The 22,351-nt window shown below is 52.9% G+C and carries 18 protein-coding genes; 13 read left to right on the plus strand and 5 right to left on the minus strand.

Translation table 11 applies throughout. From position 1 onward, the window contains the following. The 4 genes from BBD41_RS21685 to BBD41_RS21700 all read left to right on the plus strand — a co-directional run bounded on the left by BBD41_RS21685 (position 1) and on the right by BBD41_RS21700 (position 4,964). A complete protein-coding gene (locus BBD41_RS21685) occupies positions 1–1,749 on the plus strand; it encodes a glycoside hydrolase family 2 protein (protein WP_077567670.1) in 1,749 nt (582 codons plus the stop codon). 139 nt (positions 1,750–1,888) lie between these two features. Beyond that, positions 1,889–3,289 (plus strand): family 43 glycosylhydrolase, encoded by a 1,401-nt coding sequence (locus BBD41_RS21690; RefSeq protein WP_206098257.1) that lies wholly within the window; start codon positions 1,889–1,891, stop codon positions 3,287–3,289. Between the two features lie 216 nt (positions 3,290–3,505). Further along, on the plus strand, positions 3,506–4,453 hold the full coding sequence (locus tag BBD41_RS21695) for an ArsR/SmtB family transcription factor (RefSeq protein ID WP_077569067.1): 948 nt from the start codon (positions 3,506–3,508) through the stop codon (positions 4,451–4,453). A gap of 331 nt (positions 4,454–4,784) precedes the next feature. Next, on the plus strand, positions 4,785–4,964 hold the full coding sequence (locus BBD41_RS21700) for a GapA-binding peptide SR1P (RefSeq protein WP_099478694.1): 180 nt from the start codon (positions 4,785–4,787) through the stop codon (positions 4,962–4,964). Between the two features lie 198 nt (positions 4,965–5,162). On the opposite strand, the gene BBD41_RS21705 is transcribed toward BBD41_RS21700, so the two are convergent. Beyond that, a protein-coding gene (locus tag BBD41_RS21705) for an IS1182 family transposase (protein WP_099476806.1) occupies positions 5,163–6,523 on the minus strand; the annotation gives its coding sequence in 2 pieces (ribosomal slippage) (positions 5,163–5,956 and positions 5,956–6,523; 1,362 coding nt in all). A 443-nt stretch (positions 6,524–6,966) separates the two neighbouring features. Between BBD41_RS21705 and BBD41_RS21710 the strand changes: the two genes are divergently transcribed. The 7 genes from BBD41_RS21710 to BBD41_RS21740 all read left to right on the plus strand — a co-directional run bounded on the left by BBD41_RS21710 (position 6,967) and on the right by BBD41_RS21740 (position 14,030). After that, positions 6,967–7,383, plus strand: coding sequence for a hypothetical protein (locus tag BBD41_RS21710; RefSeq protein WP_206098258.1), 417 nt, complete (start codon positions 6,967–6,969; stop codon positions 7,381–7,383). A gap of 449 nt (positions 7,384–7,832) precedes the next feature. After that, a complete protein-coding gene (locus tag BBD41_RS21715; protein ID WP_077567667.1) occupies positions 7,833–8,714 on the plus strand; it encodes a metallophosphoesterase family protein in 882 nt (293 codons plus the stop codon). Next, on the plus strand, positions 8,707–9,369 hold the full coding sequence (locus tag BBD41_RS21720) for a glycerol-3-phosphate responsive antiterminator (RefSeq protein WP_099478695.1): 663 nt from the start codon (positions 8,707–8,709) through the stop codon (positions 9,367–9,369). The genes BBD41_RS21715 and BBD41_RS21720 overlap by 8 nt, the downstream gene beginning before the upstream one ends. 374 nt (positions 9,370–9,743) lie before the next feature. After that, on the plus strand, positions 9,744–11,072 hold the full coding sequence (locus BBD41_RS21725) for an ABC transporter substrate-binding protein (protein WP_007127502.1): 1,329 nt from the start codon (positions 9,744–9,746) through the stop codon (positions 11,070–11,072). Between the two features lie 16 nt (positions 11,073–11,088). Next, positions 11,089–12,192, plus strand: coding sequence for an ABC transporter ATP-binding protein (locus BBD41_RS21730; RefSeq protein ID WP_077567665.1), 1,104 nt, complete (start codon positions 11,089–11,091; stop codon positions 12,190–12,192). A 1-nt stretch (position 12,193) separates the two neighbouring features. After that, positions 12,194–13,072, plus strand: a complete 879-nt coding sequence (locus BBD41_RS21735; protein WP_077567664.1) for a carbohydrate ABC transporter permease — start codon at positions 12,194–12,196, stop codon at positions 13,070–13,072. Between the two features lie 139 nt (positions 13,073–13,211). Then, on the plus strand, positions 13,212–14,030 hold the full coding sequence (locus BBD41_RS21740) for a carbohydrate ABC transporter permease (protein WP_077569066.1): 819 nt from the start codon (positions 13,212–13,214) through the stop codon (positions 14,028–14,030). A gap of 126 nt (positions 14,031–14,156) precedes the next feature. Here the strand turns inward: BBD41_RS21740 and BBD41_RS21745 are convergent, their stop codons facing one another. From BBD41_RS21745 to BBD41_RS21755, 3 genes are all read right to left on the minus strand, one after another. Next, complete coding sequence (locus tag BBD41_RS21745; protein ID WP_099478697.1) at positions 14,157–14,897, minus strand: Bax inhibitor-1/YccA family protein; 741 nt, start codon at positions 14,895–14,897, stop codon at positions 14,157–14,159. 196 nt (positions 14,898–15,093) lie between these two features. Beyond that, entirely contained in the window at positions 15,094–16,833 is a 1,740-nt protein-coding gene (locus tag BBD41_RS21750) for a sigma-54 interaction domain-containing protein (protein WP_099478698.1), read from the minus strand. A gap of 85 nt (positions 16,834–16,918) precedes the next feature. Further along, on the minus strand, positions 16,919–17,839 hold the full coding sequence (locus tag BBD41_RS21755; protein ID WP_099478699.1) for a proline dehydrogenase family protein: 921 nt from the start codon (positions 17,837–17,839) through the stop codon (positions 16,919–16,921). A gap of 180 nt (positions 17,840–18,019) precedes the next feature. Between BBD41_RS21755 and pruA the strand changes: the two genes are divergently transcribed. Beyond that, on the plus strand, positions 18,020–19,567 hold the full coding sequence (pruA, locus tag BBD41_RS21760) for an L-glutamate gamma-semialdehyde dehydrogenase (protein ID WP_099478700.1): 1,548 nt from the start codon (positions 18,020–18,022) through the stop codon (positions 19,565–19,567). Positions 19,568–19,699: 132 nt separating this feature from the next. Then, positions 19,700–21,010 carry an RNA polymerase factor sigma-54 gene (gene rpoN, locus BBD41_RS21765; RefSeq protein ID WP_237086858.1) on the plus strand — a complete coding sequence of 437 codons (1,311 nt, stop codon included), beginning with the start codon at positions 19,700–19,702 and terminating at the stop codon, positions 21,008–21,010. Between the two features lie 79 nt (positions 21,011–21,089). Here the strand turns inward: rpoN and BBD41_RS21770 are convergent, their stop codons facing one another. Continuing rightward, entirely contained in the window at positions 21,090–22,250 is a 1,161-nt protein-coding gene (locus tag BBD41_RS21770; protein WP_099478702.1) for a lyase family protein, read from the minus strand. Positions 22,251–22,351: the final 101 nt, after the last annotated feature.

A 22,351-nucleotide genomic window follows, 5' to 3' on the forward strand; every position in this document is an offset into this window, starting at 1 on the left:
ATGACTCATTCATCGAACATCCCGCGCCCCGAGTATCCTAGACCCCAATGGGTCCGGTCCGCGTGGGCCAATCTGAACGGCCAGTGGCAATTTGAAATTGATCACGGCAAGAGCGGCAAGGACCGCGGACTGGCGGATCCCGGTTACGAGCTGTCCGGGACGATCACGGTGCCTTTCTGTCCGGAGAGCAAGCTCTCCGGCGTAGAATATAAAGACTTTATGGCCGCTGTCTGGTATAAACGGGCGTTCACCGTGCCGGAAGACTGGGCCGGGGGCAGGATCCTGCTCCACTTCGGCGCCGTCGATTATGCAGCCGAGATATGGGTGAACGGGACGGTTGCCGGCTCGCACCGCGGAGGGTACACGCCGTTTAGCTTCGACATTACGTCCCATGTCGTGCCGGGCAGCAACGTCATTACGGTATATGCGGAGGACGACGTTCGTTCGGGGCGCCAGCCGCGAGGCAAGCAGAGCGGATTATACCACTCGCACGGCTGCGACTACACCCGTACGACAGGGATATGGCAGACGGTATGGCTTGAGCATGTGCCAAAGGCTTATATGGCGTCGATGAAATTGGTGGGGGATCCGGATAATGCCTGCGTGCATCTCGAGATTGCGGTCGAAGGGAGCGCGGCCGGGGAGCGGCTTGCCGCTTCCGCCTATTTCGACGGCCGGCTTGTCGGCGAAGCCGGCGCGATCGTATCCGGACCTTCGGTTAAGCTCACCGTTCCCTTGTCGGAGATCCACCTGTGGGAAGCAGGAAACGGGCGGCTGTACGACCTGGCCCTGTCCTTGACCGATCAGGGCCGCGCAAGCGATTCCGTCCAATCGTATTTCGGTCTTCGGACCCTGCGTCTTGACGGCATGGCATTCCGGATTAACGGCAAATCCGTGTTTCAACGGCTTGTGCTGGACCAAGGCTTTTATCCGGACGGCATCTACACGGCGCCGAGCGATGAGGATCTTCGCAGGGATATAGAACTCTCCATGGAGCTCGGTTTTAACGGGGCCAGGCTTCACGAGAAAATCTTTGAGCCGCGTTTTCTGTACTGGGCGGATCGCCTAGGCTATCTGGTATGGGGCGAGCACGCGAACTGGGGCTTGGACATCACGACGACCGAAGCGGTGTCCCATTTTCTGCCGGAGTGGCTGGAAGGCGTAGAGCGGGATTTCAATCATCCAGCGCTGATCGGCTGGTGCCCGTTTAACGAAACATGGGATAAGGATGGCACGAAGCAGCATAACGATGTGCTTCGCATCGTTTACGAGGTGACGAAGCGTATGGATCCGACCCGTCCTGTGATCGACACCAGCGGGAACTTCCATGTCGTCACCGATATTTTCGACATTCATGACTATGATCAGAATCCGGAGACGTTCCGCCAAAAATTTGAGCCGATGAAGGACGGCGGCGAGGTGTACAATACGTTTCCGAACCGGCAAACCTACGGAGGACAGCCCTATTTCGTCAGCGAGTACGGCGGGATATGGTGGAACCCGGACCAGAAGGACGGGAAGGCCTGGGGGTACGGCGAGAGACCGGCTTCCGAAGAGGAATTCCTTGCGCGTTACGAGGGGTTAACGAGCACGCTGCTGGATCATCCGATGATGTTCGGATTCTGTTACACGCAGCTATACGACGTGGAGCAGGAAGTCAACGGGCTGTATACCTACGAAAGAAAGGCGAAATTTGACCCTGAAGCCATCCGCCGCATCAATTCGCGCAAAGCGGCCATCGAAGATTGATATCCCGGAGCTTGCCATCCTGCGGCCGATGGTGCTAAGCAGGGTCGCATAACGCCGCCCGCAGCGGCGGCGAATGCGGACCGTGCCGAATAGCCGTTTGGGCGCATGATCATACATGTACCGAAAGGACGTGAACCGGATGATGAATAAGAATTTCAGGAACACCTTGCTGCTGTCGATATGCGCGCTGCTTGTTTTTCCGATCGGACAGACGACGCAAGCAGCCTCCGTTCAGAACAACTTCTATAACGTTGTCATGCAGGAGGGGGCAGACCCTTGGGTGTATAAGCATACGGACGGCTATTACTATTTCACGAAAACGACCGGCGGCAACGTGACGATCTGGAAATCCGCCCAGCTCACTACGATTGATGCGGCCCCTACAACGGTGGTAAACACGGGCTGCTGCAACATTTGGGCACCGGAGCTGCATTACATTGACGGCGCCTGGTATATATACTACGCCAAGGATGACGGAGACAATGTCAATCACCGCATGTACGTCATGGAGAACAAATCGCCTGATCCGACCCAAGGCACGTGGGAATACAAGGGGCAGATCACCGATCCGACGAACAAATGGGCGATTGACGGGACGGTGCTGCAGCTCGGCGGGGAGCTGTATTTCATCTGGTCCGGCTGGGAAGGAGACGTCAATATCCGTCAGAACCTGTATATTGCCCATATGAGCAATCCATGGACCATCGACTCGGAGCGGGTGGAGATATCCAGACCGACGTACAGCTGGGAAACGAATCATGTTCCCCAAGTCAATGAAGGACCTCAGGTCATCGTCCGGGACGGCCTTATTCATCTTGTCTATTCTGCAAGCGGAAGCTGGACCAATGACTATTGCTTGGGACTGATCACCGCGAGTGTATCCAGCGATCCTATGGATCCCGCCTCATGGACCAAGCGGGACCAGCCTATATTCAAGTCCGGCAACGGGCTTTACGGTCCAGGCCACCATTCGTTGACGAAGTCTCCGGATGATACGGAGGACTGGATCATGTATCATGTGGCCAAATACAATAATGCCGGGTGGAACCGGGAGGTTCGGATGCAGAAATTCACGTGGCATGCGGACGGCACGCCGAATCTCGGCGAACCGGTCGATCCGAACACGCCGATTCCTCTGCCTTCCGGTGAACCGGCTCATCTCCGGTATGAAGGGGAGGAGGGAGCTTTCGGCGGGGCGGCCTATGCATCGGAAAGCCCGAACGGCTCAGGCGGCCGGAAGGCAGGTCATATTGATACCCCGGAGAGCTTCGTAGATTTTAACGTTCACGTCCAGGAGGCAGGCGAATATATTTTGCTTGCGCGCACCGCCAACGGGACGGCCGGGGGCGGCTGGTCCTATCTGCAGCTGAGCGTAAACTCGGGCGAGCCGAGCCGGTTCCACATCACGAATAAAGGCTGGGAGAATTGGGGACTGTCCACAGCCAGAATCCAGCTGAAAGCCGGAGCCAACAAGATCCGGTTTACGAAAGGCGAAGAGTATGGCGAAATTGACTTCTTTGATATTAAACCGGCGAATTAAGATGCAGGGCACGGGTACCGCGTGAGTAAAACGAAGGCGAATCCAATCGAGAGGGGCTTCCGGATTTTCCGGGGGTCCTTTTCCTTCCATTATTCAAATTCCGCAATCGATCAGCATCAAGAATAAGCCAAACGGCAGCAGAGGCAGGCATCATTGTTTTTCATTACCGTTCGAAGTAAGATGATTGTAACGATTAAGATAAAGGGGAGCGGATTCGTGCTGGAACTAAGTTTTAACGACCCGGAGAAGCTTGTTAAGGTAACCCATGCTTTGTCGACGCGTTCCCGGGTAGATATTCTTCGCCTCTTGAATTCCAAAAACTTAAACATTATGGAAATCGCAGAGACGCTTAAGCTTCCCGTATCGACCGTGGCCAGCAATATCAAGGTATTGGAAGCGGCAGAGCTCATCAATACGGAATTGCTTCCGGCATCCCGCGGAGCGATGAAGGTATGCAGCCGGAATTATGATGACATTCATATCGCCCTTAATTTAAGAAACACCATGCCCAAAGGAGTCATGCATGTCTATGAGGTGGACATGCCCATCGGGCATTACAGCGATTGCGAAGTGCACCCTACTTGCGGGATGGCGAATGCTGAAGGCTACATCATCAAGGAGGACGAACCGGCGAGCTTTTATCATCCCAAGCATGTGAACGCTCAGATCATCTGGCTGCGCAAAGGGTATTTGGAATATTTGCTGCCGATGGATATTCCGGCCGGTGCACGCATCCAATCGCTCGAGCTCTCGATGGAGATGTGCTCCGAGGCGCCCAATTACGACAGTAATTGGCCGTCTAACATCTCGGTATGGGTGAATGAAGTGGAGATCGGCATGTGGACCAGCCCCGGCGATTTCGGCGACCGGCGCGGAAAGCTCAATCCGAACTGGTGGTATGACTGGGCGACGCAGTATGGGTTTCTCAAAACATGGCGGGTCGATCATGAGAAGACGACGCTGGATATGGAGAAAATTTCCGACGTTACCTTAAGCGATCTCCGCATCTCGGAAAGCCCGAAGCTGCGGCTGCGCATCGGCATCAAGCCCGATGCCGTACACCAGGGCGGGCTGAACCTGTTCGGCCGCCAATTCGGAGATCACGAGCAGAATATTATGATGCAGGTGAAATATACGATGGACCCGGAAGAAGAAGACGTTTAAACGTAAATATACGGCATCCGAAACGGCTGCACAGGAGGAAGCTTCTGTGGGCCGTTTTTTTTGTTTGAATCAAGCATTGCTTTGCATCATGGAAGGAAGATGAATTCTTTTTTATTATATATGACGTCATAATTAAAATGTTTTCGAATAAATAGGTCGTTATTAATTGAATTTATCTCGTTTATAGTGTACATTAATGGTATCCGATGCGTATTTAGGAATCATATATTGATCGTTCCTTTTCGGATGTTGTAAGTATCATCCTATGCAGGACCCGGCAGTCCATACGAATCAAATGAATCAAACAAGAACAAGAGAGGATGAGTGAGACATGTACCATTCCATGAAGCAAATCAATATGGGCGTTATCATTTGCAGGCATTGCAGCTCTCTAGTAGATACGGTGGACACCAATAAGATTGCCGTGTACTACGGCGTGTGTGATAAGCCGGAATGCCGGCAGCTGCACAAGGCCGGGGAGGGATCGGTACGATCCGCAGAGGCACCGTAACGAATGCGGCCTCATGCTGATGCTGTGAAGATCTAGTCCAGGAACCTATTCATCCAATGTGAACCTCGAGGATAATCAGAAGAAGGCAGCCGCTGTTACAGCGCTGCCTTCTCAGATTGTCGAGAAACCCTGTACTTTTTTCTAAAGTGCAGGGTTTCTCAATTTCAAGTGGTCACTTCAAAAGTGAAAACGGGGAGATTACCCCCGTTTTTCCAGGCGATCCAGGTGGATCGCCATCTTCTTCATGTTCTGTACAGCTGCTGTCATCAGGGCCTGTTCCCTGACGTTTTGCAGCCCGCGCAAACGGCAATAGCGAAACCCATGGAGCTCTTTGGCATCCGCGAAGCTTCGCTCAATCGTTTCTTTTCGTTTTCGGTAGAGATATTTCCCGGATCGACTCAACCGGTTGCCTCGCACCCACTCTTTGCTGTCCTCCCAGACATGACGAGTTACCACCTTTCGGTGGTTGCGAGACCGCGTGCATTCATTTAATAACGGGCAGTTCTTGCAGTGCTGTGGATCCGAAGCGTACTGTCGGTATCCCTCACGGTTGGTCGTCTTGTACGGTAATTCGTGCTTTGCAGGGCAAACATAAAGATTGCGCTCCGCATCATACGTGAACTTCCATTTAGGGAATAAACCCTGGGTCGGGTGAAATCTTCGGTGAGCAATAACGGCAAAGATGTTTCGGCTTTGCAGCCCTTTGCAGATGGGTGAAGTCAAGTACCCGGAGTCCAGAGCAACGGCTTCGACTTTAAAACCAAATCGTTCTTGTTGACGATCCAAACGGGACAAATATGGTACAGAATCATGGACATTTCCGGCGGTGACATGGACATCCGTAATCATATTATATTTCAGGTCCACGGTACGGTGGTCTAAATAGAAGAATCCTTCCGGTTTCCCATCACGAATCATATAACCGCTTTCGGGATCTGTCGTGCTCACTTTAACTTCCTTTTCCTCGATCACGTCCTCTCTTGGCTTTAGCGCTTTTTTCCATGTGCATTCCGGTCAGCCTCTACGGCCGCATTAAGTTCACTCACATAATCACGAGTGTTTTGCAAAACCTGTTCTTTTGTGTATTTATGCTTGTTCGCATTCGCTTTGACGTGGGTTGAGTCGGTAACTAAGACACGTCCGCCCACCATACGGTGCTGGATAGCTTGAAGCACAATCTCATCGAAGATCTCCTGAAAAATCTCGGTGTCTTTAAAGCGCGTGCGACGATTCCAGCTAATCGTAGAGTGGTCCGGCACTTTGTCGGTTAAACCTAACCCCAAAAACCAGCGGTAAGCAAGGTTGGTTTGAATTTCACGTTCGAGTTGGCGTTCGGAACGGATGCCATAAAAATAACCGAGGAAAATCATCTTAAATAACACGACAGGGTCGATAGCAGGCCGCCCAGTATCCGCACAGTAAAGCGGACGAACCTTTTCGTCGATGAAAGAGAAATCGATATACTTGTCCACTTTACGGAGCAGATGATCTTGAGGAACCAATTCTTCAATCGAAACAAATTCGTAAGTCTGCTGTTTTTCTCGATTCGAACGCAACATATGTAACACCCTTCCGAACGGTTTATTTACTATTATTATACAACATTAACGCGGTGTCGTGTTGAATTAAATTCACAAGAAAATAGCTGTCGAGACTTTCTCGACAGCCTGAGAAGGCAGCCGCTGTTACAGCGCTGCCTTCTTTTATTGGGGAACCTAAGCGGCGGAATGAACCATTATGAATTCCTTTGTTAGGCTCTTAATAACCGTTCCAGACCAAAACATTGCAGAGGCAGGAGGGGCCGCGCACAATATTTGAAATTTCATCGCTTCCGTGACGCACCGCAATAAGTTTGCAACATGAGACTGATATGATAAGGGTCAAGAAGGGAGCGGGAAATCCGGTCTGGCTTGTGTTGAGGGGACTACAAAGAGATTCTCCGGGTTCCCGACAGGCGGCTTGGTTAACGGCCGGATTTCCGCTCCGGAGGAGGAAGCCATTGATGAAAACTTATCCAGAATACAGCCGCGTCACAGATGGAAATAAACACGCAAAGCTCATCTTGATTTTAGCTGTGGTTGCTTGCATTCGTCCGCTTATGAGCATGCTTGGCCTGCTGCAGCAAATCGGGCAGCCTGCCGGCAGCATTATTTTTACGGTTGCCATTTCCGTCGTATGGATTGCAGCTGCCGTGCTCGCGCGAGTGAAGCAGCCTGTAATGACGTTGATGTATACCGGCATGGTATACGGCATTCTGGTCATCCTGATCAGCGCCGTTCTCTCGCCAATCCTGACCGGCGAGCTCCAAGGACCGGTGACGAATCCGTTTGCCATCGTCGGCGTTCTGATAACGAACGCCATTTGGGGGATCGTCACGGGCGGGATTGCTTTGGCGTGGATGCGTGCGGTCAAGCGATAAACTGCTTATTGCAGCCCGTGGTCATGCTTGGGGATTAGTTAGTCGAAAAGATGTAATCTTAAGAGCCAGAAATCGTGCAACCCATGACATGGCCGGAAATCCCGGCGGGTCATGGGTTTTGTTTGGCCGGATAAGAACGTTTAACTTTAGGGCCACAATCCACTGTAATATCGTCACTTCCATATCGTCACAGCTATATCCAAGCTGCCCATGTAACCACTGCCGAGTTCGCTACCGCTCAGGTCCTGCCGCACCGATCACTGCCGCCTATATCTTGGCCTTCCATTTTGCGAGTCTCAGGCTTCCTACTGGATCGGCGTGTGCTGCCATGTCGAAGGCGAGGCCCCTGCAATAGCTTATTTTACATAACTATCTACTAAAGGGGACGTTCGGATAACATTCTCTTACTATAATGGATCTGAGACAAAACGCATAAGGAGAGTGTGAAGATGAAGCTGGCGATCCTTGGAGATTTGCATTATCACGAGGCGGACGAACAGATTGGCGCATGGGTGATGGCAAGGGATGCGTTTTATACAAGAATGCTGCACCATTTCATGAGTGCTGAAGCGGATATGCATATTTCGCTCGGTGATCTTACGAATTTCGGTACGGTGAGAGAGATTGATGAAGTCTATGGAATCATGGAGCGTTACGATACGAACTTTGTTCATGTGCTCGGGAATCACGACACCTATTCCCAGCCCAAGCGGGATTTGCTCATGAGGACGGGCCAGGCCCGTTATCAGGCGCTCGACATGGAACATGCGGTGTTCGTATTTTTGGATACGACAAGAGAGATGGATTTAACAAACTGGGGAGGCTGGCTTGACGAGGAGCAGCTGAGCTGGTTCGAGCATATCGTTGTCAGCTCCGGCACGAAGCCGATGCTTGTGTTCGCGCATCACCCGGTGCATTTGACCACGACAGGATCGGATCGGGACAAAGGCTCCATTGACCCTTCGATCGATATGTGGCGCATTTTAAGCCAAAAGCAGGGCTCAGCCGTCTATTTCAACGGGCATACCCATGTCGATTCCATTACGCAACAGAACAACTGGACCTTCGTGCAGCTGTCCGCTTGCTTGGACCAGCACGCTTATCGGATCGTCGAAATGGAAGACGATTATATTCACATCCATGCCGTCGACATTGATGACATGGAGCTTTCGAAGCAGCTTCCTGAAATTCATCGCCATATGAAGCACTTTAGTCCGAATGCAAATGCGAGAGGTGCGGAGCTTGAGCGAGCGTGCAGCATTTTGCTCGCGAGAGGAGACGCCGAGCTTGCAAATACTGCAGCAGTGAAGGCTGGCAGCAGCCATGGTTAATCAGACACCATCAAAGGCCAACCGGTCCTATTCGGAAAAGCGGGGGAAGCTTGCGGGATCATCCGCCGCTGGTCTGCGGGAGCTGCTTGAGCTGCGCCGGAACGTGGCATCGATTCGGGACGTCAGGCAGCTTGAAGCTGCCCTAACATTCAGCAATACATTAAGCTGCGTATTCATGCTGACTGGAAACATCGGCGTTATTAAAGGCTATGTGGATTTGTTTAAGCAGCATGACATTCCGGTATTCGTTCACGTCGAGAAGATCGGCGGCTTGTCCTTCGATCAGCCGGGATTGGAATATTTAGCGAATGCAATCAAGCCTGACGGCATCATTACGACGAAGATCCAGGTCGTGAAGAAAGCGCAGAAGCTGGGGCTTACCACCATCCAGCGCTTCTTCCTGATCGATTCCGAGGGGCTTGCCAACATCACGCAATCGCTGGATCAGGTGCAGCCGGACGTTATCGAGATTATGCCTGCCCGGATTCCGGAGGTGCTGGGAAAGGTAAGGGAGATGACGAAGCTCCCCATCATATCCGGCGGGCTGCTTACGCAGCGAAAGCACGCGGAGGAGTGCCTTGCGCACGGGGCGACCGCCATTTCCTCTTCAAGCCCTTCGCTGTGGAAGGAAAGTTTTGGCTTAACGGATGTTTAACAATTCACACATATCCCGTTAACATATGGGCGATAAGATGGAGGCAGGTTGAAGAGACAAACCTGCCTTTTCTAACCACACAAGTAAATAGCCGATGGGGTTGGAGTGATGGAGAAACCTGAACAGACCATGGAGTCCGTATCTTAGACTTTTGCATGGTTTGGTTCAGGTTTCTTTTTGTCATGCCCATACAGTCCTGATAGACCGGGTCCCAAATGGCATTAAGGGGAGGATTTTGCAAAAATCCAAAGAGTAACTTTCAATCAGCAATGGCCCCAACGAAATGGTTTAATTCGTCAATATATTTTTACCCGGGAGCGACTGAAATCGAATTTTGCAAATTCTTTAGAAATAAAACTATGGGAGGAAATGAAATGAAAAGAAGAAAAAGACGCGGTTTCTTAACACTGATGCTGGGGATGGCCATGATGCTGTCCGCATGCGGCGGCGAGTCCGGCGGTGGCGCGGCAACGAACGCGAGCGCAGGCTCGGCGAACACGGGCAATGCCTCCGGCGAGAAGATCCAAATCAAGTATTGGTACGCGTTCGGGGAGAAAATCGAGGAAGCCAAGCAGGAGCTGGTTAAACGGTTCAACGAGTCCCAGGACAAGATTGAAGTCGTTGCGGAATACCAGGGCAATTACGATGACCTGCACGCTAAAGTACAGGCTGCATTTGCGGCTGGCGATGCTCCGGCCGTAACGGATCTGGAAATCGCCTCGACGGGCACGTTTGCCAGATATGGCATGCTGCAGGAACTGGCGCCTTTTGCCGAAAAGGATAAGGACCAGCTGAAGATCGATGATTTCAATCCCGGCTTGATGGGAAATGCCTATGTTGATGGAAAGCTGTACGGGCTTCCGTTCATGCGCAGCACGCCGATCATGTATATGAACGTTTCGCTGCTGGAAAAAGCAGGCCTTGATCCGGCCGGACCGAAGACATGGGCCGAGTTCGAGGAATACGGACGCGTGCTTAAGGAAAAAGGGATTACGGCCATGACGATGCCGGTTGACATCTGGTTCTACGAAGGGCTTGTCGCCCAATCCGGCGGCCAAGTGCTTGCCGAAGACGGCAAATCCGGCCTGTTTAACACGCCTGAAGCGGTAGAGCCGGTGGAGTTCTGGAAGAAGCTTGCGTCAGAAGGACTCATTAAAATTCCGGTCGGCGATGAAGCGGGCGCAACGGCGGATAAAGACTGGGCGAACCAAACCTCCGCGTTTAAATTCGGTTCGACGGCAGGAGTAGCTGGAGCGATCGATATCTCGAAAGGAAATAACTTTGAATTTGATACGGCGTTTATGCCGGCAAACAAATCTTACGGGGTGCCTACAGGCGGTTGCCAGCTCGTCATGACATCCAAGCTGAGCGAGGAAGAGCAGGCTGCGGCATGGGAGTTCATCAAGTTCATGACAACAACGGAAAGCACGATTTACCAAAGCAAGCACGTCGGTTACTTGCCGACCCGTTTGTCGGCGCTGGAGACGGAAGAGATGCAGTCCCTGTATAAGGAATATCCGCAATACAAAGTAGCTGTGGACCAGCTGGAATATGCGAGACCGCGTCCGATGGAGACGGCTTATCCGGAAGTGGCCAAACTCGTGAAGAGCGCGATCGAGAAAACGCTGCTTGATCCGAAAGTAACGCCTCAGCAAGCGATGGACGAGGCGAACGAAAAGGCGAACGCACTGCTCAGCAAATAATCGGGAGGTATGTGAGATGGGCAGAATCGAGCTAAAAGGAATCAGCAAGTTTTTCAAAGAAGAGGAAGTCATCAAAAATTTGGATCTGACGATTCGGGACGGTTCTTTCACCGTCCTCGTCGGACCGTCAGGCTGCGGCAAATCGACAACGCTCCGCATGATTGCCGGCCTCGATGAGCAGACGAAGGGTGAAATCTGGATCGATGACAAGTGTGTGAACGGGGTTCCTCCCGGAGATCGCGACGTAGCCATGGTGTTTCAAAACTATGCCCTGTACCCGACGATGAACGTCTACGACAACATCGAGTTCGGGCTCATTAACCGCAAGGTGCCGAAGAAAGAGCGGGAGAAGCTGATCAAGGACATCGCCGAAATCGTCGGCCTTAGCGATTATATGAAGAAGAAGCCGGAAATGCTGTCCGGCGGGCAAAGACAACGCGTGGCGCTTGCGCGCGCCATGGTCAAAAAGCCGCAGGTTTTTATTCTGGACGAACCGCTCTCGAACCTGGATGCGAAGCTGCGCCACCAAATGCGGACTGAGCTGATTCAGCTGCACGAGCGTCTCGGCACCACCTTTGTCTATGTTACCCATGATCAGGTTGAAGCGATGTCCATGGGGGATGAAATCGTAATTATGAACAAGGGCGTTATCCAGCAGGCGGCTTCGCCGATGACGCTGTATAACGATCCGGCCAATGTATTTGCAGCTCAATTCATCGGTACGCCGGCTATGAACATTTTGCCAAGCCAGGAGCTTCAGCTGCCTTCGGCCCAAGGGAAGCGGCATGATATCGCGAGCTTCGGGTTCCGTCCTGAGCATGCGCTGTTCCAAGCGCCGGCTGCAGTCGAAGGACTTCGGCTGGACGGGATGGTGCTGACCCGCGAAAGCCTCGGCGCGGAAAATATTTATCAAATCCAGTCCTCGCTCGGCATGTTCTCGGTCAAGACGTTTCTTGAACCGCTCACATCGGATACGCTGGTCTCGGTGACGGTTCCTTATGAGCGTCTGTACTATTTCAATAGCGAAGGCCAAAGGCTCAGACAGTTAGAGGTCCGGCGTGGGGAAGAGTTCAGTACGACGAAGACGCCTGAATTGGTATCAGTAGGCGGGGGGCTCTAGCATGACATCTCGTTTGTGGGAAAAGCTTAAGCCTTATGGCATGATTTCGCCTTCGCTTGCCGTATTCGGCATATTCTTCATCTACCCGATCTTCTACATGATCTATCTCAGCTTCTTCGATTGGAATTTCGTCAGCCCGACGAAGAACTATGTCGGCTTGCAAAATTTTACGGATCTGCTGTCGGATAAAGAGTTCATGCAGGTGCTTCTGAATACGACCATCTATACCTTTGCCACGGTGTCGCTGACGCTCAGCATTTCGCTGGCCATCGCCCTCTGGCTGAACCGCTCGGGATTGTTTTACGGATTCGTGCAAGGCGCGATCTTCAGTCCGCACATCATTTCCCTGGTGTCCATCTCCTTGCTGTGGAGCTGGCTCATGGATCCCGAATACGGATTGCTGAACTGGGTGATCGGTTTGTTCGGCCTGTCGCCGCTGCAGTGGCTGTCCCACCCGGACACCTCGCTCATGTCGCTGATTCTGGTCGCCGTGTGGAAGGGCATCGGGTTCAACACGCTGGTCTTTATCGCCGGCCTGCAGAGCATCCCGCCGAGCATTTACGAGGCGGCCGCGCTTGACCGCTCGAAGCGGTGGCGGACGTTTCGGAAGCTTACGCTGCCGATGCTCTCCCCGACGCTGTTTTTCTTGGCGATTATGAGCATGATCGGCTCATTCCAGGTTTTCGAGACGATTGCAATCATGACCCAGGGCGGGCCGGTCAACTCGACCAACACGCTGGTATATTACATTTACGAATACGGCTTCCGCTTCTTCAAGATCGGATATGCATCGGCAGCCGGCGTCATGCTGCTCATCATTGTCGGCGTGCTTACAATTATTTACTTCCGCATGCTGTCCAAACGCGTCCATTACAGGTAAGCCTGGTAGCGGCATCCGGTATAGATAGTTAGCGGAAAGGAGAGGACGAATTCAAGTGAGTGCAATAGAGAAAGCAGTTCAGGCAAGAGAGTCGTCCGAACGAAATTTAAGGCCGGAGGCATGGAGCGGGGTCAAGGTGATGAACGGCATTCTGAAAGCCTTGAACATGATCGGCATGCTGGGCCTTGTTCTGATCTTCGCCCTGCCCTTTGCATGGATGATCTCGACGTCGCTTAAAACCCTGCCGGAAACGATGATTTTTCCGCCGGAATGGATTCCGAACGATCCGCAGTGGCAAAACTTTATTCAAGCCTGGAATTCCGGACCGTTCCTTCATTATTTCTTCAACAGCGTCCTGATCGCGGGCGGCATTCTCATTTTACAAATGCTGACCATGATTCCCGCGGCTTATGCCTTCGCAAGATTCCAATTTCCGGGGTCAGGCATTCTGTTCGGATTCGTCATGGTAACCTTGATGATTCCGTCCCAGCTTATCTTTCTCCCGGTCTATCTGCAGCTCAGCTCGTGGCATTTGCTGAACACTCACATGGGGCTGATTCTGCCTTTCGCCTCCAGCGCCTTCGGCATATTCCTGTTAAGGCAGTCCTTTAAGCAGGTGCCGGAAGAGCTCATCGAAGCGGCACGGCTGGATAAAGCCAAGGAATGGAAGATCATGTGGAAGCTGATGATTCCAATGGCCCGTCCTGCGCTGATCACGATTGCGCTGTTCAGCTTCATCAGCCACTGGAACGATTATTTCTGGCCGCTGGTCATGACGACGAACGAAACGGCAAGAACCTTGCCGCTCGGGATTGCGAAGATCCGGGAAACGGAGGGCGTTGCGACATGGAATATTTTGATGGCGGCGAACCTGATTCTCGTCGTGCCGATCCTGATCGTGTTCTTCTTCGCACAGCGCTCGATTATTAAGGCGTTCGTGTACAATGGCGTGAAGTAGTGTACAATTTGCGAAATCAGGCAATGATTGTATATGACGAAACGGAAGAAGTCCGGCACCTTGGCCGGACTTCTTGTGTTGTGTATGGAAAGCTCGAAGACGAAATTCGTGAATGCTAAACGCTTATCAATCCCGATTCGCCAGCTTGGACAGCAGACGGATAATTTCGATGTACAGCCATACGAGGGTGACCAACAAACCGAAGGAGCCGTACCACTCCATGTATTTCGGTGCACCCTGTTGCGCCCCTTCTTCAATGAAATTAAAGTCGAGCACGAAATTCAGTGCGGCGATGATGATGATGACAATCGAGATCCCGATTCCGATCGGCGTGCTGTCATGCAAATACGGAACGGTGACGCCGAACAATCCGAGTACGAAGCTGAGCAAGTAGACCAGCGCAACGCCTGCCGTAGCTGCAATGATTCCCCGCCGGAAGCCGGGGCTCGCCTTGATGAGTCCGGTCTTGTACGCAAGCAGCATGCCCAGGAACACGCACATCGTCAGCAGGGCAGCCTGCAGCGTTATGCCGTAATAGAGGGATTCATAATTTGCTGATAATGCGCCGAGAAACAATCCTTCCGCAACCGCGTAGATCGGTGCGAGAAACGGCGCCGACTTCGGCGCGAAGCTGATGATCAGCGCCAGCACAAAGCCGCCGATCGCGCCGCCGACCATCAGCGGGAACATGTCGTATCCGTTAAAGAACATGACCCAAGAAATGACCGCTGCCCCGATAAGCAGCGCAAGCAGCATGAACGATTTGTTCACCGTTCCGCCGATGGTCATCGTCTCTCGATCATTGTAATGCCCGCTCCTCTCAAACGTATTTTCATTAAGTGTTGGATTTCCGCTGCGACCTAACAAATGAATGCCTCCTAAATAACTATTTTTATGTTCATTCTATCATAGGTTGTCATATTTTAGGAGATATAATCTTTTTGCATCGAAATTCCCCGCCTGTTTCGCGAAGCGGATGATGGATAGCGCTTGTGTATGCAATTTTAGACATTCAAATTTGATGTGTCCAAAATATTAGACATCGCCCAATCAAACTCATCTCTTATAAATTAAGCCGCTTGAGCTTATTGTAGAGCGTCGCACGTGAAATGCCGAGCTGCTTCGCCAGCGTGTATTTGTTTCCGTTAACAGACTCAAGCGCTTCAAGCAGCAGCTTTCGCTCGTACTCGTCAAGCCTAGCTTGGTAAGCAGCACCGTTGACAGGCGCGATGCCTATGCCGCTTCCCTCCCCCGGCAGAGGACTCTTATCGCCGGAATACATATGATCCGGCAAATATTCACGGCGAATTTCTCCTTCGGTAGAGAAGATAACGAGCCGCTCAATGGTGTTGCGCAGCTCGCGGATGTTGCCCGGCCAATCGTACCTTAGCAGATCCTCGAATACCTCCGGTGTAAACGAATGGATATGGCGTCCATAGACTAGCGAGAATTCATGAAGAAAGGACTGTGTCAGCTCGTATATATCCTCTTTGCGTTCGCGCAGAGGGGGAACGACCAACGTCACAACGTTCAGACGATAGTACAGGTCCTCACGGAAGCTGCCATCTGCGATCATCCGTTTCAAGTCCCGGTTTGTGGCCGCGATGATCCGGCAGTCGGCGCGATGCAGCTGGGTCCCGCCGACCGGGAAATAACTTCGCTCCTGGAGCACGCGCAGCAGCTTGACCTGCAGGTCGAGAGGCATTTCCCCGATCTCGTCAAGGAATAAGGTGCCGCCGCGGGCAAGCTCAATCTTTCCTTTCTTCCCTTTCGGGTCCGCACCGGAGAAAGCGCCCCGTTCGTAGCCGAATAATTCGCTCTCGAACAATGCGGCCGGAATGGCTCCGCAGTTGATTGCAATGAAGGGGGCGTTCGCAGGCTCGCGCGATTCGTGGATCGCTTTGGCGAACAATTCCTTCCCCGTCCCGCTCTCGCCCTGGATCAGCACCGTCGCTTTCGTCGAGCTGATCTTCTTGATCGTTTCGATGCTGTTTTTAATCGCGCGGCTCGTTCCCTTAATATGCTGAAAAGGGTCTCCTGCAGGACTCAGCATCGCCACTTCCTTCTGAAGATGATGGACCTTGCTTGTCATCTGCAGCAGCTCTTGATGCAGCCGCATTTGGGTGGTCAGATCCGTTTCCGCTGCAACGGCGCCGATAATCCGATCCTCGAGCGTAACCGGATTGGAATTAATCAGGACGAACAGGTCTTGACGCGGCCGATGCTGCATTTTATGGGCCGGCTGGCCGGTTTGTAGTGTGCGCAGGGACTGCAGCCGGTCGACGGGGAAGAAATCGGAAGCGGGCTTGCCGATGATCTCGCCCCTGGGAATGGAGAATATATGCTCCGCGCCGGATGTCCAGACGGCCACGCGTCCTTCTTCGTCAATCAGCGTGATGGCAACATCCGGGTCCAAGGTATCCAGCGTGGCAGCGAAGTAAGCCTCCAGCACCCGGTGAGCCTGCACCACCGCATCCGTCATATCCAGCGCGGATAGATAGCCGAGTGCCCTGCCGTTCTGCAGTACGATTGCCAATGAGCAGCAAGTGAAGGCAGCAGAAGCTTTCGCTAATGGCTCATCTGCGTTTATGGTCTCGACATGAATCAGGACATCTTGGATATTCCGTACGGGATCCGCGGCCGAGGGAGGCAGCAGCCCGTATTTGCCGGTCTCGTCCCTGACAAAGACTGGGCCGCAGCCCGCTGTATCCAGGGCATTCCGGATTGCTGCCGGGTCGGTCAGATCAACAATGATGCAGTCCGTGCGGATAAGCTGCTCCACGCTCGGCAATCGATGCTTCATTCGGTGGCCCCCTATGATATAAGAAATGTAAATGCTTACAAACTCATGTTAGGGCCATTATACCGAGCCTGTTTTTCAGTGTAAATCACTTGAACATATTTTTGACGACCATCCATAGATTTGCGGGCTTTTCCGCCAGACGCCGGGTGTAGTAAGGGTACCACATGCTGCCGTATGGCATATAGCAGCGGATCCGGTAGCCCTCCCTTGCCAACTGCGCCTGGTCGTTCATTCGCAGGCCGTACAGCATTTGGAATTCAAAGGCGTCTGCCTTGATGCCTTTCTTATGCGCATATTCCTTGACCCAATTGATGATGCGGTCGTCATGGGATGCGATGGCGGTGTACACGCCTTGGTCAAGATGCATTTGAATGAGTGCTTTGAAGTTATCGATCACTTCGCTCATTTGCTGATAGGCAACGGATGCCGGCTCCTTGTAGGCTCCTTTTACAAGCCGGAGGTTTACGCCCGCTTCGATCAATTGCTTCACGTCTTCCCGGGAACGCAGCAAGTAGGCTTGAATCACGGTCCCGACGTTGGTCAGTCCTTCCCCGTGAAGACGAAGGACGATATCGATGGTCGCTTGCGTATAGGGCGAATCCTCCATATCGATCCGTACGAAATTGTTATGCTGTTTAGCCTCGGCAACGATGTCCCGAATATTGCTGTAACAGGCTTCCGGGTCCAGCGCCAAGCCCATTTGCGTCGGCTTTAACGATACATTGGAGTTTACCTTCCGTCTGGCGATCCCGTTAATTAGGCGTACATATTCCTCCCTGTAGCTTGCAGCTTCCGCTATTTGCTTGATTCCCTCTCCCAGATGATCCAAAGTGACCATGATCCCGTTTCCGTTCAACCTCTCGATTTCGTCCAGCGCCTCCTCCAGACTGCTGCCCGCAATGAATTTTGCTGCTAATTTACGGCCGTACCGAAGGGCAAGATGCTCCACCAGTCTATTGCCGGAAACCGATAACAATACCTTTCGATAGAGTTCGATACTGTCCACGTTTGATTTCTCCTTTCAGGCTGTCATCGCTGACGCAATGAATCTGTACAGGATAACGCAAGCAAAAAACGTTCCAGACGAAGAAACAAGCACCGTTGGCACGATATTTGCTTATTATCCTATAAGGACTGGTGGAACAGGTTTTGCGATTCCACACATGCGAAAGGGTGGTTAACGATTATGAGAACCGAATTCAGGAACGAGTCGTTTGTCAATTTCAAGGATGACCGCAACAATGCGGAATTTGACCGCGTGCTGGAGCAGACGGAGGCCGGGCTTGGCAAAGAGTATCCGCTAATTATCGGAGGCGAGCGCATCTTGACGGAGATCAAGGCCGCTTCCATTAATCCGGCAAACAAAGCTCAGGTGGTCGGTGTCGTATCGCAGGCGGACGTACAATATGCGGAGCAGGCCATCCAGGCCGCTGCGGCGGCCTTTGAGACATGGAAACGGACCGATCCGAATGAGCGTGCGCGATATTTGTTCCGTGCAGCGGCTGTTTTGCGCCGGCGCAGGCATGAATTTTCCGCTTTGATGACGTTTGAGGCAGGGAAGACCCGGGTGGAAGCGGATGTTGAAACGGCGGAGGCGATCGATTTCCTGGAGTTCTACGGGCGCGAGATGCAGCGGCTCAGCCAGCCGCAGCCATTGACGGTCAGCCAGGAAGAAGAGAATGAGCTGTATTATCTGCCTTTAGGCGTCGGCGTCATTATACCGCCATGGAATTTTCCGCTGGCGATTATGGCAGGCATGACGATGGCGGCCGTCGTTGCCGGGAATACCGTCGTCTTGAAGCCGGCTAGTCCGACGCCTGTCATTGCCGCGAAATTTATGGCGCTGCTCGAAGAGGTGGGACTGCCGGCGGGCGTTGTCAATTTTGTTCCCGGACCGGGCGGCGAGGTCGGCGATTATCTGGTTGACCATCCGCTGACCCGCTTTGTCAGCTTTACGGGCTCCCGCGATGTAGGACTCCGCATTAACGAACGGGCAGCGAAGACCCAGCCTGGACAGAAATGGATCAAACGCGTCGTTGCGGAAATGGGCGGCAAGGATGCGATCATCGTCGACCAGGATGCCGATCTCGATCTGGCTGTGGATGCCATTACGCTGTCCGCCTTCGGATTCTCCGGCCAGAAGTGCTCGGCTTGCTCCAGAGTCATCGTTCACGAGAAGGTCTACGATACCGTCCTGGAGCGGGTGGTGGAGCGGGCAAGCCGGCTCACAATAGGTGCGCCGTCGGCAGCCGGGACGGATGTAGGCCCCGTGATCGACGAGAAGGCTTACCTGAAAATTCAGGAGTACATCGAAATTGGAAAACAGGAAGGACGTCTGGTTCTTGGTGGCGGAACGGGGGATCCGAACGGATTTTTTATCGAGCCTACGATCTTTGCCGATGTGGACCCGAATGCCCGGATTTCGCGGGAAGAAATATTCGGTCCGGTGGTTGCGTTCACGAAGGCCCAATCCTTCGATGAGGCGCTTGCGTTCGCCAACAATACGGATTACGGCTTAACCGGAGCCGTTATTTCGCGCAGCGGGGCGAATTTGGAGAAGGCAAGACGCGAGTTTTTCGTCGGCAATCTGTATTTTAACCGCAAATGCACAGGCGCCTTGGTCGGAACGCATCCGTTTGGCGGGTTCAATATGTCGGGTACGGATTCGAAAGCCGGCGGACGGGACTATTTACTGCTGTTTACCCAAGCGAAGCTGGTAGCCGAGCGATTTTAGGCAGAGGAAATCCGGTCATATCGTCTAAAAATTTAGACATGGCATCTTGATGTTCAATTGGATTGTTTTTGAGTATAGTCAAGGGAGAGCAGAAATGGCTTAGAAGAGAGCCTGCGGAAGGAGGAGAATCTGTTGCTGGGCTATCAATTGGTGCAGGACCAAAGCACAAAGCTGGCAATAACTCCTGAACTGAAGCAATCGATTCATATATTAACCATGTCCGCCGAAGAGCTGATCCGGTATTTACAGGAGCAGGAAGCCGAAAATCCGGTCCTTGAACTCGATTTCAGACGGGGGTACGACATGTACGGCGGCAGAAGCAGGGGCGCAATCGACAATGGACGCGAGCCGGACCCATTACGGAACGCAAGGCAGGCGCAGGACACGCTGGAGTCCAATCTGAAGAGCCAGCTGCGCCTCCTCTCCCTCCCGAAGGAGGTATACCGAATTGCGGTATTTATGGCGGGCAATTTGAGCGATGACGGATATCTGGATCTCCCCGTCATCGAAATCAGACGAAAGTTAGGCGTATCGGAAGAGCTCCTTCGGACCGCGCTTGAGGCATTGCAATCATTGGAGCCGGCCGGGGTCGGCTGCAGGGATTTGCGGGAATGCCTGCTGCTGCAGATTGTGAGAGACCCTGCGGCTCCGCCGTTTGCCTATGAAATCACAGACCGGTTTTTGCCCGAGCTGGCATACGGGAAGCTGGAGAAGGCTGCCGCGGCTTTGAACATCCCGGTGGAGAAGGCAAGGCTGGCAGCGGATTATATTCGCGGCTTGAATCCGCGTCCTGGGCTGGCGTTTGCCGCATTGGAGACACAGTACATCGTTCCGGATGTGATCGTCGAAAGCCATGAGGATGGCTTCACGGTGTCGATGCATCCAGTGAACCTACCCAGGCTCTCCATTAACAGCTCCGCCAGGGAATGGGTTATGCTGCGTGGATCCGCTGAAGCCTCTTCGTATTTGAACAGCTGCGTCCGATCCGCACGCTGGCTGGTTCGAAGCGTGGAGAAGAGGAACCGCACGCTGATGAGGGTCGTGATTGCCATTATGGAGGAGCAGCGAAGGTTTCTGGCGGAAGGAATCAGGGGCATTGCCCCGATGAAGATGAATACGATCTCGGCCAAGCTGAATGTGCATGAATCGACCATCAGCCGGGCGGTGCAGGGGAAATTTGTGCTTACGCCGCACGGCGTGCTTCCCTTGAAATATTTTTTCTCGGCCGGATTATCAACCATGGGCGGAAATGGCATATCCTCTCGAAGCGTGAAAGCGCGAATCAAGGAGCTCATCGATGAAGAAGATAAGCACCGTCCCTACTCGGATCAGCATATTGCGGATGTGCTGGGGGCGGAGGGGATCCGGCTGTCGCGCAGAACGGTTGCGAAGTATCGGGAGCAAATGCAGATTATGCCCTCCGCCTTACGCAAACGCAGATAGAAAAGGGTGCCCTCGGAGTGATGTATCCGAGGGCACCCTTATTTTGACTCCGGCCTTCCTTGAAGCGAATACGGATGCATCAATACCGCTGCATGGCCGCCGGATCGGCATCGTCCTGCTCTTGTGTCAGCGAGCCTGCAAACGATTCGATCCCTTTCACCATGATGTTAAGCGATTCGAGTACATGATAGAGGGTTACCGGAGGAACGGATTCCTCGTCCGGCATACCAGCCTCCTCAGCGAGGCTGATAATATGGTCATATCCGATAACCTGGAAGCAGATCTGATGCAGAAATCCGGCCGATTCATAGAAGCGGCGGCTCTCGGAGCTCGCAGCCGACCCTTTGATGGAAGCGGCGTTTCGAATATCGCTGCACAGCTTGAAGAGATTTGCGGACAACGTTTTCAGAACCGATGACAGGTCAGCATAGACGCTTTTGCTGCCGGAGGAAGCGTCCCAGCGGCTTGCCGCAAAATACTCAATGCGCGTCATATGCCTCAAATAAGAGACGGTCCGCTCCGTTAATTCACGATTCGCATGGGGCATGACGGCATCCGGTGCCGAATCGATGCGAATCCTCTTTAATCGGGAGGCGGCTTCGGCGAGCCGCGCCGCATCCAGCTGCAGCTGCTTCGCGGATTCCCCGAAAGCCCGGGTCAGCCGAACCGGCACGTTCATGGCGGGATTCCGGGAATCGGCCTGGTGCGGTCCTTCGAGGTGTTCTTTTGCCATCCATAATCGATATTTTAATCCCTCGGTGGCTGAGACCAGCTTATGCGTTAGCTGATGGGCGGCGACATTCAGCGATGTCGAAAGAATCCAGTCGGCCGAATGAGGGCCGTTTACGTGGAGGTCCGGATCGATCAAGGCGTAGTTACCTTTATCCTCCAGCATCAGCTCCAGCGCGCGGTTGGCAAGCACCTCGTTTATATTTACATTCAGGAGATGGCTTGATGAACCATGGATATAGCCTGCAATAAATTGCTCCGAATGCTTTCCTTCCTTGATTTCATCCGCCGCCTTCATGATGAGATTTCCGATCCGCTCGGACACGATCTGTTGATCGATACCCGAACGGACCGCTGCGCTTTTGACACAGGCCAAAGCCTTAATGAATTCGCCATGGACGGGGGCATTCACCGTCGGATATTGCCCGGCAGCGCGGATCGTGCGGACTCCGTAGTAGGCATGGGACGGCACCTCTACCGGCCCGGTCTTGTCCCGTTCAATTCTGATCATCCTCTCATCCCTTTCGAAAATGTTGTGTCGTCATTTCTTATGGGGAATACAAGCAATTTTCGTGCCAAGCGATCCATTGACCCTTAGCGAATCATTCAATT

This window comes from Paenibacillus ihbetae (assembly GCF_002741055.1).
Lineage (GTDB): Bacteria > Bacillota > Bacilli > Paenibacillales > Paenibacillaceae > Paenibacillus_AQ > Paenibacillus_AQ ihbetae.